At 36.7% G+C, this 16,577-nt stretch carries 16 protein-coding genes; 13 read left to right on the top strand and 3 right to left on the bottom strand.

All coding sequences use genetic code 11. The annotated features are described in order from the left end of the window. Window positions 1–69: 69 nt before the first annotated feature. From coaBC to pknB, 8 genes are all read left to right on the top strand, one after another. On the top strand, window positions 70–1,281 hold the full coding sequence (coaBC, locus tag LN051_RS07235) for a bifunctional phosphopantothenoylcysteine decarboxylase/phosphopantothenate--cysteine ligase CoaBC (RefSeq protein WP_229291876.1): 1,212 nt from the start codon (window positions 70–72) through the stop codon (window positions 1,279–1,281). Further along, entirely contained in the window at window positions 1,272–3,689 is a 2,418-nt protein-coding gene (gene priA, locus LN051_RS07230) for a primosomal protein N' (protein ID WP_229291875.1), read from the top strand. The genes coaBC and priA overlap by 10 nt, the downstream gene beginning before the upstream one ends. A gap of 308 nt (window positions 3,690–3,997) precedes the next feature. Continuing rightward, the gene (gene def, locus LN051_RS07225) at window positions 3,998–4,486 is read left to right on the top strand and encodes a peptide deformylase (RefSeq protein WP_229291874.1); all 489 of its coding nucleotides are present in this window, start codon (window positions 3,998–4,000) and stop codon (window positions 4,484–4,486) included. Beyond that, on the top strand, window positions 4,479–5,411 hold the full coding sequence (gene fmt, locus LN051_RS07220) for a methionyl-tRNA formyltransferase (RefSeq protein ID WP_229291873.1): 933 nt from the start codon (window positions 4,479–4,481) through the stop codon (window positions 5,409–5,411). The genes def and fmt overlap by 8 nt, the downstream gene beginning before the upstream one ends. After that, the gene (rsmB, locus tag LN051_RS07215; RefSeq protein WP_229291872.1) at window positions 5,412–6,722 is read left to right on the top strand and encodes a 16S rRNA (cytosine(967)-C(5))-methyltransferase RsmB; all 1,311 of its coding nucleotides are present in this window, start codon (window positions 5,412–5,414) and stop codon (window positions 6,720–6,722) included. It abuts the gene before it with no gap. Further along, window positions 6,719–7,813, top strand: coding sequence for a dual-specificity RNA methyltransferase RlmN (rlmN, locus tag LN051_RS07210; RefSeq protein WP_229291871.1), 1,095 nt, complete (start codon window positions 6,719–6,721; stop codon window positions 7,811–7,813). The genes rsmB and rlmN overlap by 4 nt, the downstream gene beginning before the upstream one ends. A 5-nt stretch (window positions 7,814–7,818) precedes the next feature. Then, a complete protein-coding gene (locus LN051_RS07205; RefSeq protein ID WP_229291870.1) occupies window positions 7,819–8,562 on the top strand; it encodes a Stp1/IreP family PP2C-type Ser/Thr phosphatase in 744 nt (247 codons plus the stop codon). After that, a complete protein-coding gene (gene pknB / locus LN051_RS07200; protein WP_229291869.1) occupies window positions 8,559–10,544 on the top strand; it encodes a Stk1 family PASTA domain-containing Ser/Thr kinase in 1,986 nt (661 codons plus the stop codon). The genes LN051_RS07205 and pknB overlap by 4 nt, the downstream gene beginning before the upstream one ends. Window positions 10,545–10,878: 334 nt before the next feature. Here pknB and LN051_RS07195 read toward each other — a convergent pair whose 3' ends face one another. Beyond that, entirely contained in the window at window positions 10,879–11,142 is a 264-nt protein-coding gene (locus tag LN051_RS07195) for a hypothetical protein (RefSeq protein WP_229291868.1), read from the bottom strand. Between the two features lie 55 nt (window positions 11,143–11,197). After that, window positions 11,198–11,383 (bottom strand): hypothetical protein, encoded by a 186-nt coding sequence (locus tag LN051_RS07190; RefSeq protein WP_229291867.1) that lies wholly within the window; start codon window positions 11,381–11,383, stop codon window positions 11,198–11,200. A 341-nt stretch (window positions 11,384–11,724) separates the two neighbouring features. Between LN051_RS07190 and LN051_RS07185 the strand changes: the two genes are divergently transcribed. From LN051_RS07185 to LN051_RS07170, 4 genes are all read left to right on the top strand, one after another. Then, on the top strand, window positions 11,725–13,002 hold the full coding sequence (locus LN051_RS07185) for a cytochrome P450 (protein WP_229291866.1): 1,278 nt from the start codon (window positions 11,725–11,727) through the stop codon (window positions 13,000–13,002). Between the two features lie 212 nt (window positions 13,003–13,214). Continuing rightward, on the top strand, window positions 13,215–14,090 hold the full coding sequence (gene rsgA / locus LN051_RS07180; RefSeq protein ID WP_229291865.1) for a ribosome small subunit-dependent GTPase A: 876 nt from the start codon (window positions 13,215–13,217) through the stop codon (window positions 14,088–14,090). After that, window positions 14,090–14,740 (top strand): ribulose-phosphate 3-epimerase, encoded by a 651-nt coding sequence (gene rpe / locus LN051_RS07175; protein WP_229291864.1) that lies wholly within the window; start codon window positions 14,090–14,092, stop codon window positions 14,738–14,740. The genes rsgA and rpe overlap by 1 nt, the downstream gene beginning before the upstream one ends. 3 nt (window positions 14,741–14,743) lie before the next feature. Further along, the gene (locus tag LN051_RS07170) at window positions 14,744–15,382 is read left to right on the top strand and encodes a thiamine diphosphokinase (protein ID WP_229291863.1); all 639 of its coding nucleotides are present in this window, start codon (window positions 14,744–14,746) and stop codon (window positions 15,380–15,382) included. A 187-nt stretch (window positions 15,383–15,569) separates the two neighbouring features. Here the strand turns inward: LN051_RS07170 and rpmB are convergent, their stop codons facing one another. Further along, window positions 15,570–15,758, bottom strand: a complete 189-nt coding sequence (gene rpmB, locus LN051_RS07165; protein ID WP_037564748.1) for a 50S ribosomal protein L28 — start codon at window positions 15,756–15,758, stop codon at window positions 15,570–15,572. A gap of 432 nt (window positions 15,759–16,190) precedes the next feature. Here rpmB and LN051_RS07160 point away from each other — a divergent pair, with 432 nt between their 5' ends. Beyond that, window positions 16,191–16,565, top strand: a complete 375-nt coding sequence (locus tag LN051_RS07160; protein ID WP_229291862.1) for an Asp23/Gls24 family envelope stress response protein — start codon at window positions 16,191–16,193, stop codon at window positions 16,563–16,565. The last annotated feature ends 12 nt before the right edge of the window (window positions 16,566–16,577 follow it).

Below are 16,577 nucleotides of genomic sequence, written 5' to 3'. Positions count from 1 at the left end.
GGATTTTTATGTAAATCCTATACATCCTATATTATAATCGAAACAAGAGTTCTGACAGGAGTGGAAGAAATGAAAAATATATTACTCGCAGTGACAGGCGGTATTGCAGCTTATAAAGCGATCGATTTAACAAGTAAGTTGACACAAGCAGGGTATCAAGTGCGTGTGATGATGACAAAACATGCACAACAATTTGTAACGCCATTATCATTTCAAGCGATTAGTCGTCATCCTGTTTATACAGATACCTTTGTTGAAGAAAATCCCGCAGAGATACAACATATCGCCTTGGGTGATTGGGCGGATGCGATTATTGTAGCACCGGCTACAGCTAACACTATATCAAAACTTGCACATGGCTTTGCCGATGACATGGTGACTTCGACATTACTGGCATCTACAAAACCTAAGTTCATCGCACCTGCAATGAATGTTCATATGTATGAAAATCCTAGAACGCAACAAAATATGCGCATTTTAGAAGAAGACGGATATCATTTTATTGAACCAGGAGAAGGCTTTTTAGCTTGTGGCTATGTAGCAAAAGGTCGCATGGCAGAACCAATGGACATTGTATTAGCTGTTGAACAACGCATCCAAACGAATGATAAGCAAAATGTTCGACACGAATCATCATATTTCAAAGGACAGCGTGTTTTAATAACAGCGGGTCCAACAGTTGAAGTTATTGATCCGGTTCGCTACGTTTCTAATCGAGCATCTGGGAAGATGGGGTATGCGCTTGCAGAGGCGCTTGTAGATATAGGAGCTGAAGTGACTTTAATTTCTGGACCGACCTCACTTGCATCGCCTGAAGGGGTCCATTTTGTTTCGGTGCAAAGTGCTGAAGAGATGTTTGAAGCTGTAAAAAGCTATTATCAAAATATGGACATTGTGTTTAAAACAGCGGCTGTGTCAGATTATACGCCGATTTCACCACTAGCACATAAAATGAAAAAACAAGATGGTAATGTAACGGTGGAATTTAAAAGAACCGTAGACATTTTGAAATATTTAGGTGAACAAAAAACACATCAAAAACTTGTAGGATTTGCTGCGGAAACACAAAATGTAGCAATGTATGCTCAAGATAAACTTCAACGAAAAAATGCAGATGTGATAATCGCAAACAATGTAGGTGACACTTCGATTGGCTTTAGTTCAGAAGAAAACGAAGTGACGATGTATTTTAAAAATGGCAAAGCGGTTTCAATACCTAAAAGTGCAAAAATTGAAGTGGCGCGTCAAATCTTAAGCGCTTTAGTAGGTGAATGGGAATGACGATTGCCCAAGTGATTGTTGATGTAGATTCTAAAAGTGTTGACAGAACATTCGACTATCGCATTCCTGAATATTTAAGTACGGTTGTTCAACCTGGCGTAAGGGTCATTGTGCCATTTGGTCCTCGAAAAATACAAGGTTTTGTTATGGCTTGTATTTCTGAAGAGGAAGCAGAATATGACTTAGCTCAATTGAAATCCATTATAGAAGTTAAAGATATACAACCAGAACTTACAGAAGAGTTAGTACATTTGAGTGAGTGGTTTAGCCGATATTTTGTATCGAAGCGCATTTCCATATTAGAAGCGATGCTCCCAAGTGCGATAAAGGCGAAATATACAAAAGTATTTCAAATTCAACCAGAAATCGAGTTGCCTCAAGCAATTGCCAAATATTTTGATGCACAAGGCCAATATCATTATCAAAAAGCACAAAAAGATCATATGGTGCATGAACTACGGCCTTATTTGTTAGATGGTTCAATCAAGGAAATGACATTATTGAACCAAAATACTACGCGCAAAACACAAAAAGCCGTACGTTTAGTTGATGTTGAAAATGGTGACACACTTCTGTCTGATTTAGAAAAAAAACCTAAACAATACGAACTTGTTGCTTTTTTACTTGATGAACACCATCGAGATGTCTTTTTACAAGAATTGTTAGAAATGTCTTTTTCTAACTCCTCTATAACGACGTTGACTCAAAAAGGTATTCTTGAAAAATATGATGCGATTGTAGAACGTGACCCTTATGCAGGACGTGTGTTTGAAGCAGAAGCTGCACGCAAGTTAACGGCTGAGCAACAAAAAGCGTTCGAACAATTAAATCAAGCACTTCATGATGAAAAAGCGCAAACGTTTTTGCTACATGGTGTGACGGGTTCTGGTAAAACTGAAGTTTACCTTCAAATCATTGAACAAGTATTGAAACAAAATAAGAGTGCGATGATGTTAGTACCAGAAATTGCTTTAACACCCCAAATGGTTAATCGCTTTAAACGTCGATTTGGTGATGAAGTAGCGGTACTTCACTCAGCCTTATCTAAAGGGGAGCGCTATGACGAATGGCAAAAAATAAGAGATGGCCGCGCACAAGTAAGCGTCGGTGCACGTTCTAGTATTTTTGCGCCCTTTAAAAAGTTAGGTATTATCATTATCGATGAAGAACATGAAGCGACGTACAAACAAGAAGATTATCCGAGGTACCATGTACGTGATATTGCTACATGGCGTGCAAATTTTCATGGTTGTCCATTAGTACTGGGGAGTGCGACACCAAGTTTAGAAAGTTATGCGCGTGCGGAAAAAGGCGTTTATCAGTTGTTATCTATGCCTTCAAGAGTGAATCAACAACCATTGCCTGATATAGAGATATGCGATATGCGCGAGGAACTTGCACATGGGAACCGTTCCATGTTTTCGGAAAAATTAAAGACGGCCATTGAAACTCGATTAGAACGTGAAGAACAAGTCGTCTTATTTTTAAATCGACGCGGCTATGCTTCATTTATGCTATGTAGAGATTGTGGGCATGTGCCTCAATGTCCCAATTGCGACATTTCATTAACCTATCATAAATCAACAGCCCAGTTGAAATGTCATTACTGTGGTTACCAAACGCCAGCACCTTTTCAATGTCCAAGTTGTGAAAGTGAACACATCCGTCAAATGGGAACAGGCACACAGAAAGTAGAAGAGTTGTTGGAAAAAGCATTTCCAGAAGCACGTATCATTCGAATGGATGTGGATACGACAACACAAAAGGGAAGTCATGAAAAATTGCTACAACAATTTGGTGACGGTAAAGGCGATATATTACTCGGCACACAAATGATTGCGAAAGGTTTAGATTTCCCGAATATTACGCTAGTCGGTGTTTTAAATGCGGATACACTGCTCAATTTACCAGACTTTCGTTCGAGTGAACGTACGTTCCAATTGTTAACGCAAGTTGCCGGTCGCGCAGGCCGACATGAAAAAACGGGTGAAGTTATTATTCAGACGTATAACCCTGATCATTATGCGATACAAGATGTTAAAAATGGAGATTATTTGAATTTTTATCAAAAAGAAATGCGCTACAGACAATTAGGGCAATACCCACCGTACTATTATTTAATTAATTTTACGATTACACATGAAAATATGAAAAAAGTATTGCAAGCCGCTACACATGTGCATCAGATTTTAATCCAACATTTGTCTGATAAAGCATTTATATTAGGGCCATCACCTGCAGCACTTCCAAGGATTAACAACGAATATCGTTTTCAAGTTCTTGTGAAATATAAAAGTGAGCCATCATTGATACATGCATTAACGTATTTAGATGATTATTATCATGAACAATACGTTAATGATAAACTGGCTTTAAAAATAGATATTAATCCACACATGATGATGTAGTATAAAATTTAAATACATTCAGCGTACTGTTTAACAGAAATGCTAGGTTTTGGATATTAATAAAGAACAAACGGTTGAATAAGATAATTTTCCTTTTATCTGTGAGCCGTTTGTTCCTTTTTTCTAATTGATACTAAAATAATAAGACGATGTTAGAAAGTGTAGGCGTGTCCTGGAGAATATGCGCTTTTAATTTGAATTTTAATGAACGACTAACATAAACTTAATATGTAAAGGTGTGTCACACATCGCATTTTCTATTAATTTAAGCTATAATATAATGATGAATTTTAATAGGAGTAATACAGATGGCGATTAAGAAAATTTTAACAGATCCGGATCCGACTATTCGAAAAAAAGCTGCGCGTGTCACAACATTTGATGCTACTTTAACTCGAATCATCCAAGATATTGAAGACACGATGTATGATGCTGGGGGACAAGCATTGAGCGCTCCACAAATAGGTATTTCACAGCAAATCGCAATTGTGGATATGGAACAAGATGGCATTTTACAATTAATTAATCCAGTTGTCACGGCTGAATCAGAAACGAAAACGACAGAGCTTGAAGGATGTTTGAGTGTGCCGAATCGTTTTGGAGAAGTGACACGCAGTCAAATGATAACGGTAAAAAGTCAAGACATCCACGGACGAGAAATCGAACTTACTGCATATGATGATATTGCACGTATGATATTACATGAAATTGATAATCTGAATGGCGTTCTTTTTACAGACAAAATGGACAGAGAAATAACAGAAGCAGAATTGGAGGCATATTACGAAAATGAGTAAAATTATTTTTATGGGTACCCCAGATTTTTCAACATCGGTGTTGGAAATGTTAATTGAAACGCATGAAGTGATTGCAGTCGTTACACAACCAGACAGACCTGTTGGGCGTAAACGTACTTTAACGCCACCACCGGTTAAAAAAGTAGCATTAGCACATGCGATTCCTGTGTATCAACCTGAGAAGCTTACAAATTCAACAGAATTACAAACATTATTGAATATGGAATGTGATCTCATTGTTACAGCAGCATTTGGCCAATTGTTACCAACAGCACTATTGGAACACCCAAAATATGGGGCAGTGAATGTCCACGCTTCTTTATTACCGAAATATCGTGGAGGTGCACCTATTCACCAAGCGATTATTGATGGGGAGAGTGAAACAGGTGTAACCATTATGTATATGGTCCAACAATTAGATGCGGGAGATATTATTTCACAAAGTGCGATTCCTATTGAAGATAGTGATAATGTGGGCTCAATGCATGACAAATTAAGTGAATTAGGAACGCAATTGTTACAGCAAACGTTGCCATCCATTTTAAACGGGACGAATTCACGTACGCCACAAGACGCCTCAAAAGTTTCGTTTGCTTCAAATATACAACGTGAAGATGAATGGATAGATTGGACGAAAGATGCACGCACTATTTTTAATCACATTCGAGGTCTATCGCCTTGGCCGGTGGCGTCTACGCAATTAGAAAATAAAGTAATGAAAGTGTACCAAGCGGAAATCAACACGGATGTTACAGGGCCTCCAGGTCAGATTGTTCAAACGACGAAAAAACATATTATTGTAGGCACAGGCTCTGAAGAAAGTATCGCTTTAACGGAAATTCAGGTAGCAGGAAAAAAACGTATGCCGACTGCAAACTTCTTAAGTGGCTATCACGAAACGCTGATTGGGAAGGACTTAGGATAAATGACTACAGTACGTGCATTAAGTCTAGAAACGATAGAAGCGGTATTTAAAGATGGCGCTTACAGTAATTTGAAAATCAATGAAGTGTTGAATCGAGAGACACTTAGCATAAGCGATAGAGGATTATACACGGCTTTAGTATATGGAACGATTCAACGAAAAATGACATTGGATTATTATTTAAAGCCTTTTGTGAAAACGAAAATTAAAGGATGGGTAAGACGTTTATTATGGATGAGTCTGTATCAATTCCTTTATATGGACAAGATTCCAACACACGCCATTATTAATGAAGCAGTAACGATAGCTAAAAAACGGGGAGGCCAACAAACTGGTAATACGGTCAATGCTATTCTTAGACGTATGACGACAGAACCTTTACCCCAAATAAGCCATATTAAAAATGAGTTAGAGCGTATTTCAATTCAATACAGCATGCCATTATGGATTATTAAACATTGGAAAACACATTTTGGCTTAGAAACTGCAGAAATCATCGCAAAAGAAATGCTTATGCCAGTCCCCCAAACTGTGCGTGTCAATCGTACGAAAGCGACGGTACAAGAGGTAAGACAACAGCTTGAAAGTGAAGGCTTTCATGTCAGACAAGATGCGCATATCGATGTATGTTTACACGTCTCCAATGGGTCAATTTTACAGACTACTTTATTTAAAGACGGAAAAATAAGCATTCAAGATAAAAGTTCTATGTTTGTAGCTGAAATTTTAGCACCAAAACAAAACGATGTCATATTGGACAGTTGTAGTGCACCTGGTGGCAAAGCATGCCATACAGCTGAAATATTGGGAAATACAGGCCATGTTGATGCAACGGATATACATGCGCACAAAATAGAATTGATACAGCACAATATAGATAAATTAGGACTTGTAAACATGGTTGCTTCAGAGCATGATGCCACGAAGCCTTATGATAAAATGTATGACAAAATTATAGTTGATGCGCCTTGTAGTGGCTTAGGTGTACTGAGACATAAACCTGAAATCAAATATATGATGTCTGAAAAGCAAGTAACTGCAATCGTCGACATACAACTTCAAATTTTGAATAACGTCGCCCAACATTTAAAAGAAGGTGGCACACTTGTGTATTCGACATGTACGATAGAACAAATGGAAAATGAAAATGTAATCTATACATTTTTAAAAGCACATCCAGAATATGACTTCGAACCGTTTCAAAGTCCAATTGATGGTAAAATGGTTAAAACGTTACAACTTCTACCTCAAGATTTAAATACAGATGGCTTTTTTATTACTAAAATTAAAAGAAAGGAACATTCGCGATGATCACTGCAGATAAGAAAAAGAAAAATAAGTTTTTACCTAATTTTGACAAGCAATCGATTTATTCTTTGCGCTATGATGAAATGAAACAGTGGTTAGCTGAACATGGTCAACAAAGTTTTCGTGCGAAGCAAATTTTTGAATGGCTTTATACGAAACGCGTCGATTCATTTGAAGAGATGACAAACTTATCCAAAGCGTTGCGTCAACTTTTAGCGGATCATTTTGTGATTACAACGTTGGAAACGGTTGTTAAGCAAGAAAGTCGTGATGGCACGATTAAATTTTTATTCCAATTACAAGATGGCTATACGATTGAAACGGTTTTAATGCGTCATGATTATGGTAATTCGGTATGTGTGACGACACAAGTAGGTTGCCGTATTGGATGTACGTTTTGTGCATCAACTTTAGGAGGTTTAAAACGTAATTTAGAGGCTGGGGAGATCGTATCTCAAGTATTAACCGTACAAAAAGCGCTTGATGAAACAGAAGAGCGCGTATCTTCTATTGTAATTATGGGTATTGGGGAACCATTTGAAAACTATGATGAGATGATGGATTTTCTTAAAATTGTAAATCATGATGAAGGTTTAAATATTGGTGCACGTCATATAACAGTATCAACATCAGGGATTATTCCAAGAATTTATGATTTTGCAGACGAAACGTTACAGATTAATTTTGCGGTGAGTTTGCATGCTGCGAATAATGACATTCGTTCAAAACTGATGCCGATTAACAGAGCATATGATGTGAATAAACTGATGGAAGCCTTACAATATTATCAAGAAAAAACAAATCGACGTATTACGTTTGAATATGGTTTGTTTGGTGGTGTCAATGACCAATTAGAGCACGCTCGAGAATTAGCGGCTTTAATTAAAACATTGAACTGTCATGTCAACTTAATCCCAGTTAACCATGTACCAGAACGTAATTATGTTAAAACGCCGAAAAATGATATTTTCAAATTCGAAAAAGAATTAAAGCGACTGGGTATCAATGCTACAATTAGACGAGAGCAAGGTTCAGATATCGATGCGGCATGTGGACAACTACGTGCTAAAGAACGTGAAGCAGAAACGAGGTAGAATTGATGTTAAACGCAGAAATATTCTCAGATGCTGGATATTATCGAGAACAAAATGAAGACGCAGGGGGCATTTTCTTTAATCAAACAGATCAACAATTATTGGTGATTTGTGATGGTATGGGAGGGCACCAAGCAGGTGAAGTCGCATCACAATTTGTTGTCGATGAACTTCAAAAACGTTTTGAAGCAGAAAATTATATCGAGCAAGAACATGCAGAAATGTGGTTAAAACAAACGCTCCAAAATGTAAATCACGACTTATTTCAGTTAGCAGAAAGTCAAACGTCTTATCACGGAATGGGAACAACATGTGTGTGTGCATTAATCTATGACCACCATATTGTAGTTGCCAATATTGGTGATTCAAGGGCGTATTTAGTGAATAGCCGTCAATTTGATCAAGTTACAATCGATCACACTTTTGTGAATCAGCTTGTCATGTTAGGCCAAATTACAGAAGAAGAAGCTCTCCGTCATCCACGACGTAATATCATTACGAAAGTGATGGGAACAGATCGTCGTGTGACATCGGATGTTTTTACGAAGCGTATTCAATTTTACCAGTACTTGCTACTTAATTCTGATGGTTTAACAGATTACGTCCCTTTAAAAGCGATTCATGACGTACTGCAATCAAATGATACGCTTACTGAAGCGGGTGATGCGCTTATGGCCCTTGCAACAGAATACGAAGCTAAAGATAATACTTCTATTATTTTGGCGGAAATTGCAGGTGATCCAGTATGATTGGCCGCATCATTGATGAACGCTATGAATTAAAACATATTTTAGGTGGCGGCGGCATGAGTAATGTTTATGTGGCTTGGGACCGCATTTTAAATCGCCAAGTTGCAGTCAAAATGATTCATGTTCCTCCTAATGAGAAACATGAAACGGTTGCACGATTTGAAAGAGAAGTACAAAATACGACATTGCTATCCCATGAAAACATTGTTAGCGTGCTAGACGTTGGGGAAGAAGACGATTGTTTCTTTTTAGTGATGGAATACATTGAAGGACCGACACTTTCTGACTATATCAAATCCCATGGCCGATTAGCGCCAGAAAAAGCGGTTAAGTTTGCAGAACAAATATTTAAAGGGATACAACATGCGCATGAAAAAGGTATCGTGCATCGTGATATCAAACCACAAAATATTATTATCGACCGTAATCAAACTTTGAAAATAGTGGACTTTGGTATTGCAAAAGCATTAAGTGAAACAGCAATGACACAGACGAACCATGTTGTAGGCACAGTTCAATATTTATCTCCAGAACAAGCCAAAGGCCAAAAAACTGGAGAGCAATCTGATATCTACTCATTAGGGATTGTACTGTATGAAATGTTAATAGGACAGCCGCCATTTAATGGTGAGACGCCTGTCAGCATTGCGATTAAACAAATTCAAGATGCTGTACCGAATGTATCTGAAAAGCGACACGATGTGCCACAACCTCTAAGCAATGTAATTTTAAAAGCGACAGAAAAGGAACAATCGCATCGTTATAGTTCTGTAGCTGAGATGCGACACGATTTGTCTTCTACACTTTCAGAGACGAGAAAAAATGAAACCCCATATCAAACAGATTCAAGTGCGACAAAGACGATTATGTTGGATAAAAATACAATTAAAAATGAGCCGACATCCACAACATCAGTGAAACAAACAACGCAAATTCCTGTAGTCGCTCAAGCAAGTGCGGAATCTAATATGACTGAATATGCGCCTAAGAAACGATCCAAATGGAAGAAAATTATTTTTGCATGCATTTTTATACTGCTATTTTTCAGTCTGTTTATTTTTGTTGCCGCTGCAATGATGGGAAACAAATATAGCCAAGTACCTAATTTGCTCGGAAAAACAGAAAAGCAAGCTGAAAAAATCTTAAAAGATAACAAGTTAGAAGTTGGACACATTACACAAGATTATAGCGATAAGTATGCTAAAAATCAGATTATGAAACTTGAACCTGGTGAAGGCGAAAAAGTGGAACAAAAAACTAAAATTAACATTGTAGTTTCTAAAGGACAACATATTGAAGAAATGCCTAATCTTGTTGGTCAAACGAAAGAAGAAGCGGAAAAAACGCTAGAAGCGTTAGGATTTGAAAATGTACAATTCACTACTGCTTATACCCAACACGACATTGCCAAAGGGAATATTGAAGGACAAAGTATTGCTCCAGGGGAAAAAGTTGCGGTTACTAAAACAAGGGTAGATATCACAGAGTCGCTAGGTAAACGTCAAGTCTATGTAGACGATTATACGGACGAAAAGTTTGATACAGTTAAAAAGGACTTAGAAGATAAAGGCTTAACTGTCAACGTGAAATCAGAACGTGCAGATCATAAATTCAAAGAAGGTCATATCATTAGCCATTCTCCACGTAAGACTGAAGTAGATGAAGGAAGTACTGTCGACTTTATTGTTTCTAAAGGGGACGATTCTGACGACAAAGATGAAGAAGCCACTCATGAAGATAAAACCTACGATGAAAGCTTTACAGTACCTTATACTGGAAAAGATGGTAAGGCTCAAAAAGTAGAAATCTTTAAAAAGGATAAAAACGACGACGGTAAATCGCCAGTGGCGTCGTTTACAATGACGCGTTCAACATCTCAAAACTTAAGTTTTGTGGTCGAAGAAGATGGTGAGGCAAGTTATACCGTAAAAGTTGATGGCAAGACAGTAAAAGATAAAACAATTCAATATGATGATATTTAAAGTGTCATACGGAATGAATTGAAATCATCTATTGTTTTATATAACTTGTAAAATGATTGAAGAAAAGTAAAAGAAAACCTACTTTTTAGACGATGTATGCACAGTTAGAACAGCAGTCATTCACTTTATATGAAGGACGTTGATTTATACGCTTGAAGTAGTGAGGCTAGGTGAGTGTATTGAAATTCAATAGTTCAAATGTTTCTGCATACTAATTTTGTGTGACTAATCCCATTCTTTGAATTTTTGAGATAATATACAAACTAAAAAAGCAATACCACTGTAATGAGTGGTATTGCTTTTTCAATGTGGTGTAAAAGATATTGAAAAGCGATTAATCGGTAATGCCTGCCGCTGCTTTCTCTCTATCTGTGCGTGCTTTAAATTCTTCAAAACTTTCGCCATCAAGGGTATAGTTCCAACTCGCGCCGCCACCGCCAGCACCTGGTGGTCTTTCTGCAGTTTTAAGGTCTTCGGTATTTTGTTTAATTTTTAAGTATTCTTGATGTTCTTCATTGTTATAAGAATTATCATTGACTTGAGGCTGGTTTGTAGTGTTATTTTGTTCAGAATATTGTTGGTTATCTTGTACATTCACATTGGTTTCGTTGTTAGTTTGTTGATTATCGGTCTCGTTAGAAACCTCATTTTCATTAGTTTCTTTCTCTGCTTTTTCTTCCTTTTTCTTCCTTTTTCTTTTTCTCTTCTTTCTCTTTCTTACTTTGCTCTTGTTTACTTTCGTTCTTCTTACTTTTTTCATCGTTATTAGCGTCATTGCCACAACCAGCTAATAATAAAGCAAGCGCTAAAGTTGGTACAGTTAAATATTTAATTTTCACTTTTAGAACCCCTTTCACTTTGCAGTCCGTGCGCGTATATTTTTAAGTATTATTAGATATTATATACGTATATCACTATTATACGTACGTAAAGCGATATATAAATAACATTCTTTAATATTGCATAACTAAGCGTGTGTAATTAAAATAAGTCTATAAACATTATTTATAATAAACTATATCTAAAACGATATCTAACTTGTAGTTGAATGGCATTCATTCAAGTGAGTGGAGTAGCGTTAAATCAAAGAAAAGCGTTATCTTTTTTATTAGATTATTAAGATTAATACGCGATATAATAGGGTAAAATGATAGAAAATAAATGTCGGGGGGACATAGAAGTGGCTAAAAAATTACCAAAAGATCCAGGATTGGATAATACATTTAAAGTTTTAAAAGAGGCATATACATACGTACCATGCCGCTTAGAAAAATTTAATACAAAAGCATTCCAAACGTCTGGAATGGGAATGAAACCTATTGCAGTCATTAGCGGTAAAAAAGCTGCTGAGCTATTTTATGATAATGATGTGATGCAGCGTGAAAAGACATTGCCAAAACGTGTCGTAAACACATTATTTGGTAAAGGGGCAATCCATACGACAAAAGGGAAAGTACATGTTGATCGTAAAGCGTTATTTATGTCATTAATGACTGAAGAAAATTTAACGTATTTGCGTGAACTGGCACGCAATTATTGGTTTATTCACACGGAAGCCATGCAAAATAAAAAAGAAGTAAATATTTATAAAGAGTCAATCTATGTGTTAACTAAAATCGGTTTTAGATGGGCAGGTATTCAACAAACAACTGAAGAAGCAGAACGTAATGCGCGTGATATGGATATTATGATTGATTCTTTTAAAGGGCTCGGCCAAACGATCGGTGGCGGGTACCGTAAAGCGAAAAAAGCACGTGCGAGAGTAGAACAATTTTTAGAAGATCAAATCGTAGCTGTTCGTAAAGGTCACATTAAAGTAGACCCTGGAACAGCACTGTATGAATTTGCGCATTGGAAAGATTATAAAGGCAATCCAATGGAAGCGCGTTTATGTGCGATTGATTTAATGAATGTTGTACGTCCTTTAGCGGCAGTCAACCGTTTTGTAAGTTACGCAGTTAAGGCGATGATTGAATTTGATCAAGAACGCAAGAAACTTCAAATTTCGGATGACCCGAACTATGCGTATAAATTTGCACAAGAAGTCCGTCGTATTTTCCCATTTGTACCATTTCTACCAGGTAAATTTAAGAAAACCGTAGAATTTGATGGATATGAAATCAAAAAAGGTACATTTACTTTATTAGATGTCTTTGGAACAACACACGATCCGGAATTGTTTGAAAATCCATATCAATTTAACCCAGATCGTTTTGGAAAATGGGATGGCAGCCCATTCGATTTAATTCCTCAAGGTGGCGGAGATTTTTATACAAATCATCGTTGCGCGGGAGAATGGATGACGATTATTGTAATGGAAGAAACGATTAAATACTTTGCGAATAAAATTGACTTTGATGCGCCAGAGCAAGATTTATCTGTAAAATTAGATCAATTCCCAGGTAAAGTAACGAGCGGTACGATAATTAAAAATGTGCGACCACGTCGTGTCCATTAAAAATAGTAATCGATGGCGAACGTACGTCAAGATATAACTTCATGTTATCCATATTGAGGGGTTAGAACATTATATGTTCTAGCCTCTTATTTTGTGTGGTGCATTTTGAATTGTAGCATATTGTAATTCACAGGCATCATTTACAATGATGTGAATTCAGTCAAACCTTTGCTATAATAAGTTTGAAAACATCACACAAATGAGGTGCAAAATTGAAAACAGGTCGTGTTATTAGATCGCTCAGTGGCGTTTATCGCGTAGATGTAGATGGAACGCTATACGATGCAAAGCCAAGAGGATTATTTAGAAAAAAACAAGTCTCACCTATTGTCGGTGACATAGTGGATATTGATGATGAAACACATGCTTCAGGATATATTCAGCATATTCATCAACGCAAAAATGAGTTGAAGCGTCCGCCGGTCAGTAATATTGATTTGTTAGTCATTGTTATGAGCGCAGTTTCGCCTAGCTTTTCCACGCAATTACTTGATCGCTTTCTTGTAATTGGTCATTCTTACGGATTAAAGCCGCGCATCGTCATTACAAAAAAAGATTTGGCTTCTGAAACAGAAATTGCAACCATTGAAAAAAGCCTAGCGATTTATGAAGAAATAGGTTACGAAACGCAATTTGTTGGTATAGAAGATAGTGCAGCCTCTATATTTGACGTATGGGAACCAGGTTTGGCTGTTTTAAGTGGTCAATCCGGTGTCGGGAAATCGAGTTTGTTGAATAAATATCAACCTAACTTTAATATCGAAACGAATGAAATATCATCTGCACTCAACCGTGGTAAGCATACAACACGACACGTAGAATTGTACCCGCGCCATGAAGGATTTATTGCTGATACGCCTGGCTTTAGTGCGCTAGATTTTGACCATATTGATAAAGAAGCGTTGCGAGATAATTTTATTGAAATCAGTCATTATGGTGCGTCGTGTAAATTTCGTGATTGCTATCATCTCAACGAGCCGAAATGTCAGGTGAAAGCCATGGTTGAAGAAGGCAAAATTCCAGAATTCAGATATCAACATTATGTTCAATTACTCAATGAAATTTCAAATCGAAAGGTGAAGTACTAATGACAAAAATTTTTCCTTCTTTATTATCAGCAGATTTTATGAACCTCGAAAAGGAAGTTCAACACCTTACTGAAGCAGGAGTAGATGGCTTGCATTTTGATGTCATGGATGGCCAATTTGTCCCTAATATTTCCATCGGCTTTCCGATTCTAGAAGCGTTACGCAAAAAAACGACGTTGCCCATTGATGTGCATTTGATGATTGATAATCCTGAAAATTACATTGATGCATTTTGTGAAAAAGGTGCAGATAAAGTTTCTGTGCATATCGAAGCGACGCCGCACATTCATCGTGCGATTCAAAAAATTAAAGCGCACGGTAAAGAAGTAGGTGTTGTCATCAACCCTGGAACTGCGGTATCACAACTTGAAAGTCTTTTACAGGATATCGATTTTGTACTTGTTATGTCTGTCAATCCAGGGTTTGGGGGTCAAGCTTTCATTCCTCAATCAGTCGACAAAATTAAAGCGTTAAATGAATATCGACACCAACACGGTTTAAATTTTAAAATTGAAGTAGACGGTGGCGTAAATGATCAAACTGCACCATCAGTCATCAAAGCAGGTGCAGATTGGCTTGTGGCAGGTTCTTATTTTTTTAAATTTGATTCATATCACGAAGCACTACAACACTTAAAAAGTGAGGGATAATTAATGAAAAAGCGCGTTCATTTATTATGTAGTAATAGGGATATACCGAATCGCTTATTAGAAAAAAAGAAAAATGAAGATTGGGTTGGTGTAGACCGTGGCACTTTAAATCTATTACAAGCAAAGATTCAACCTGTTTTTGCGGTAGGAGATTTTGATTCTGTTTCCAATCAAGAAAGACGTTGGATAGAGGCGCGAATGGATATTGAAAAAATGCCTAAAGAAAAAGATGTTACAGATCTTGCTTATGCGATTCAAAAAGCCATTCAAATGGGATATAAAAAAATTAAAATTTACGGTGCAACGGGTGGACGTTTAGATCACTTTATGGGCGCAATGCAGATTTTAAAGCATCGTGATTTTCAAAATAAAAAGATACAACTTATTGATAAAAATAATATAATAGAATTGTTAACGGTGGGAGCATATACGAAAAGAAATAAAACGCAATATGACTATATTTCATTTATTCCTGCCACAGACGAAGTGACTTTATCTTTAGAAGGATTTAAATACGAATTAAGCGAAAAGCGTTTAGAGCAAGGTTCAACTTTGACAATATCAAATGAATTTGTCGATAAATATGCTCAAATCAATATTCATGAAGGTATGATTTATCAAATACGTAGTAGAGACGACTAAATGCAGTCGTTATAATAATCGGACGAGTGTGCAGAAAGATGGCTTCACTCGTCTATTTTATTATTTGAATAAAGTATGCGTCGCTCATTATTGAAAGTATTATAAAACCCCGAGTCTTCCACATAAAGACTCGGGGTGATATGATATTATTTTGATTTGTCTCTATTGAGAGACGTGCTACTGATAATTACACGCGAGTAACTTTACCAGATTTTAAAGCACGTGCTGAAACCCAAACTTTTTTAGGTTTACCATCAACTAAAATTCTAACTTTTTGTAAGTTAGCATTCCAACGACGTTTAGTTGAGTTTAATGCATGCGAACGGTGGTTACCCGTTGACGCTTTACGGCCTGTTACGAAACATTGTTTACCCATCATCGTACCTCCTTTAAGAAATACAAATACACTTTGCTACTACATACTAAGGTAATATACCATATTCAAATGTGTAACGCAATAAAAACTTTTAGGAACATATTAGAAAAACCTTTGTGCATTCGATAGTTTCTGTTATAATCATAAATTGTGATTATACTTTTACAATCGTAACAAAATCTTAAAATTGAAAGTTCAGCATGGAAAGATTTTAGTTATTTTAGTAAGATAGATATAAATATATCAAGTAACACTAATGAAAAAGTAGCAATAAGTATGAATTAAGTGCATATGATTTTACATGTACGTCTGCAAATATAAAAGCGTATATAGAGGTATTCAGTTGAATGGGGTGTGGGCGAGATTATTGTTCAACCTTTATTGCTTCATATGATACTATATATACACGAGTTGGATAAGGAGGCGTTATTTATGTCATTAGAAATTACAAATGATTACGGCAGCATAGAAATTTCAAACGAGGTTATCGCTTCAGTCGTAGGTGGTAAAGCGGTGGAGTGTTATGGCATCGTTGGAATGGCTTCACGTCAACAAGTTCGTGATGGATTAGCAGAAATTTTAGGCCATGAAAACTACGCTAAAGGCATTGTTGTGAAAGAGGACAATGGTATTTTAGACATAGATATGTATATTATCGTGAGCTATGGTGTGAAAATTTCTGAAGTTGCGCAAAATGTACAAGCTACAGTGAAATATACACTTGAACATACACTTAAATTAAAAGTGAATTCTGTAAATATTTTTGTACAGGGTGTGCGTTTTAATAACGACGGTAACGACAAATAGGAGGACATTCGG

It is taken from the genome of Staphylococcus ratti (genome assembly GCF_020883535.1).
GTDB classification, from domain to species: Bacteria; Bacillota; Bacilli; order Staphylococcales; family Staphylococcaceae; genus Staphylococcus; species Staphylococcus ratti.
The sequence above is the reverse complement of the archived record's forward strand: the minus strand, read 5'-3'. Positions and strand labels throughout refer to the sequence as shown.

Bases quoted from the DNA above. Each gene is read 5' to 3' on its own strand.
- coaBC (WP_229291876.1), top strand. From the start codon at position 70: ATGAAAAATATATTACTCGCAGTGACAGGCGGTATTGCAGCTTATAAA.
- priA (WP_229291875.1), top strand. From the start codon at position 1,272: ATGGGAATGACGATTGCCCAAGTGATTGTTGATGTAGATTCTAAAAGT.
- def (WP_229291874.1), top strand. From the start codon at position 3,998: ATGGCGATTAAGAAAATTTTAACAGATCCGGATCCGACTATTCGAAAA.
- fmt (WP_229291873.1), top strand. From the start codon at position 4,479: ATGAGTAAAATTATTTTTATGGGTACCCCAGATTTTTCAACATCGGTG.
- rsmB (WP_229291872.1), top strand. From the start codon at position 5,412: ATGACTACAGTACGTGCATTAAGTCTAGAAACGATAGAAGCGGTATTT.
- rlmN (WP_229291871.1), top strand. From the start codon at position 6,719: ATGATCACTGCAGATAAGAAAAAGAAAAATAAGTTTTTACCTAATTTT.
- LN051_RS07205 (WP_229291870.1), top strand. From the start codon at position 7,819: ATGTTAAACGCAGAAATATTCTCAGATGCTGGATATTATCGAGAACAA.
- pknB (WP_229291869.1), top strand. From the start codon at position 8,559: ATGATTGGCCGCATCATTGATGAACGCTATGAATTAAAACATATTTTA.
- rpe (WP_229291864.1), top strand. From the start codon at position 14,090: ATGACAAAAATTTTTCCTTCTTTATTATCAGCAGATTTTATGAACCTC.
- LN051_RS07170 (WP_229291863.1), top strand. From the start codon at position 14,744: ATGAAAAAGCGCGTTCATTTATTATGTAGTAATAGGGATATACCGAAT.
- rpmB (WP_037564748.1), bottom strand. From the start codon at position 15,758: ATGGGTAAACAATGTTTCGTAACAGGCCGTAAAGCGTCAACGGGTAAC.
- LN051_RS07160 (WP_229291862.1), top strand. From the start codon at position 16,191: ATGTCATTAGAAATTACAAATGATTACGGCAGCATAGAAATTTCAAAC.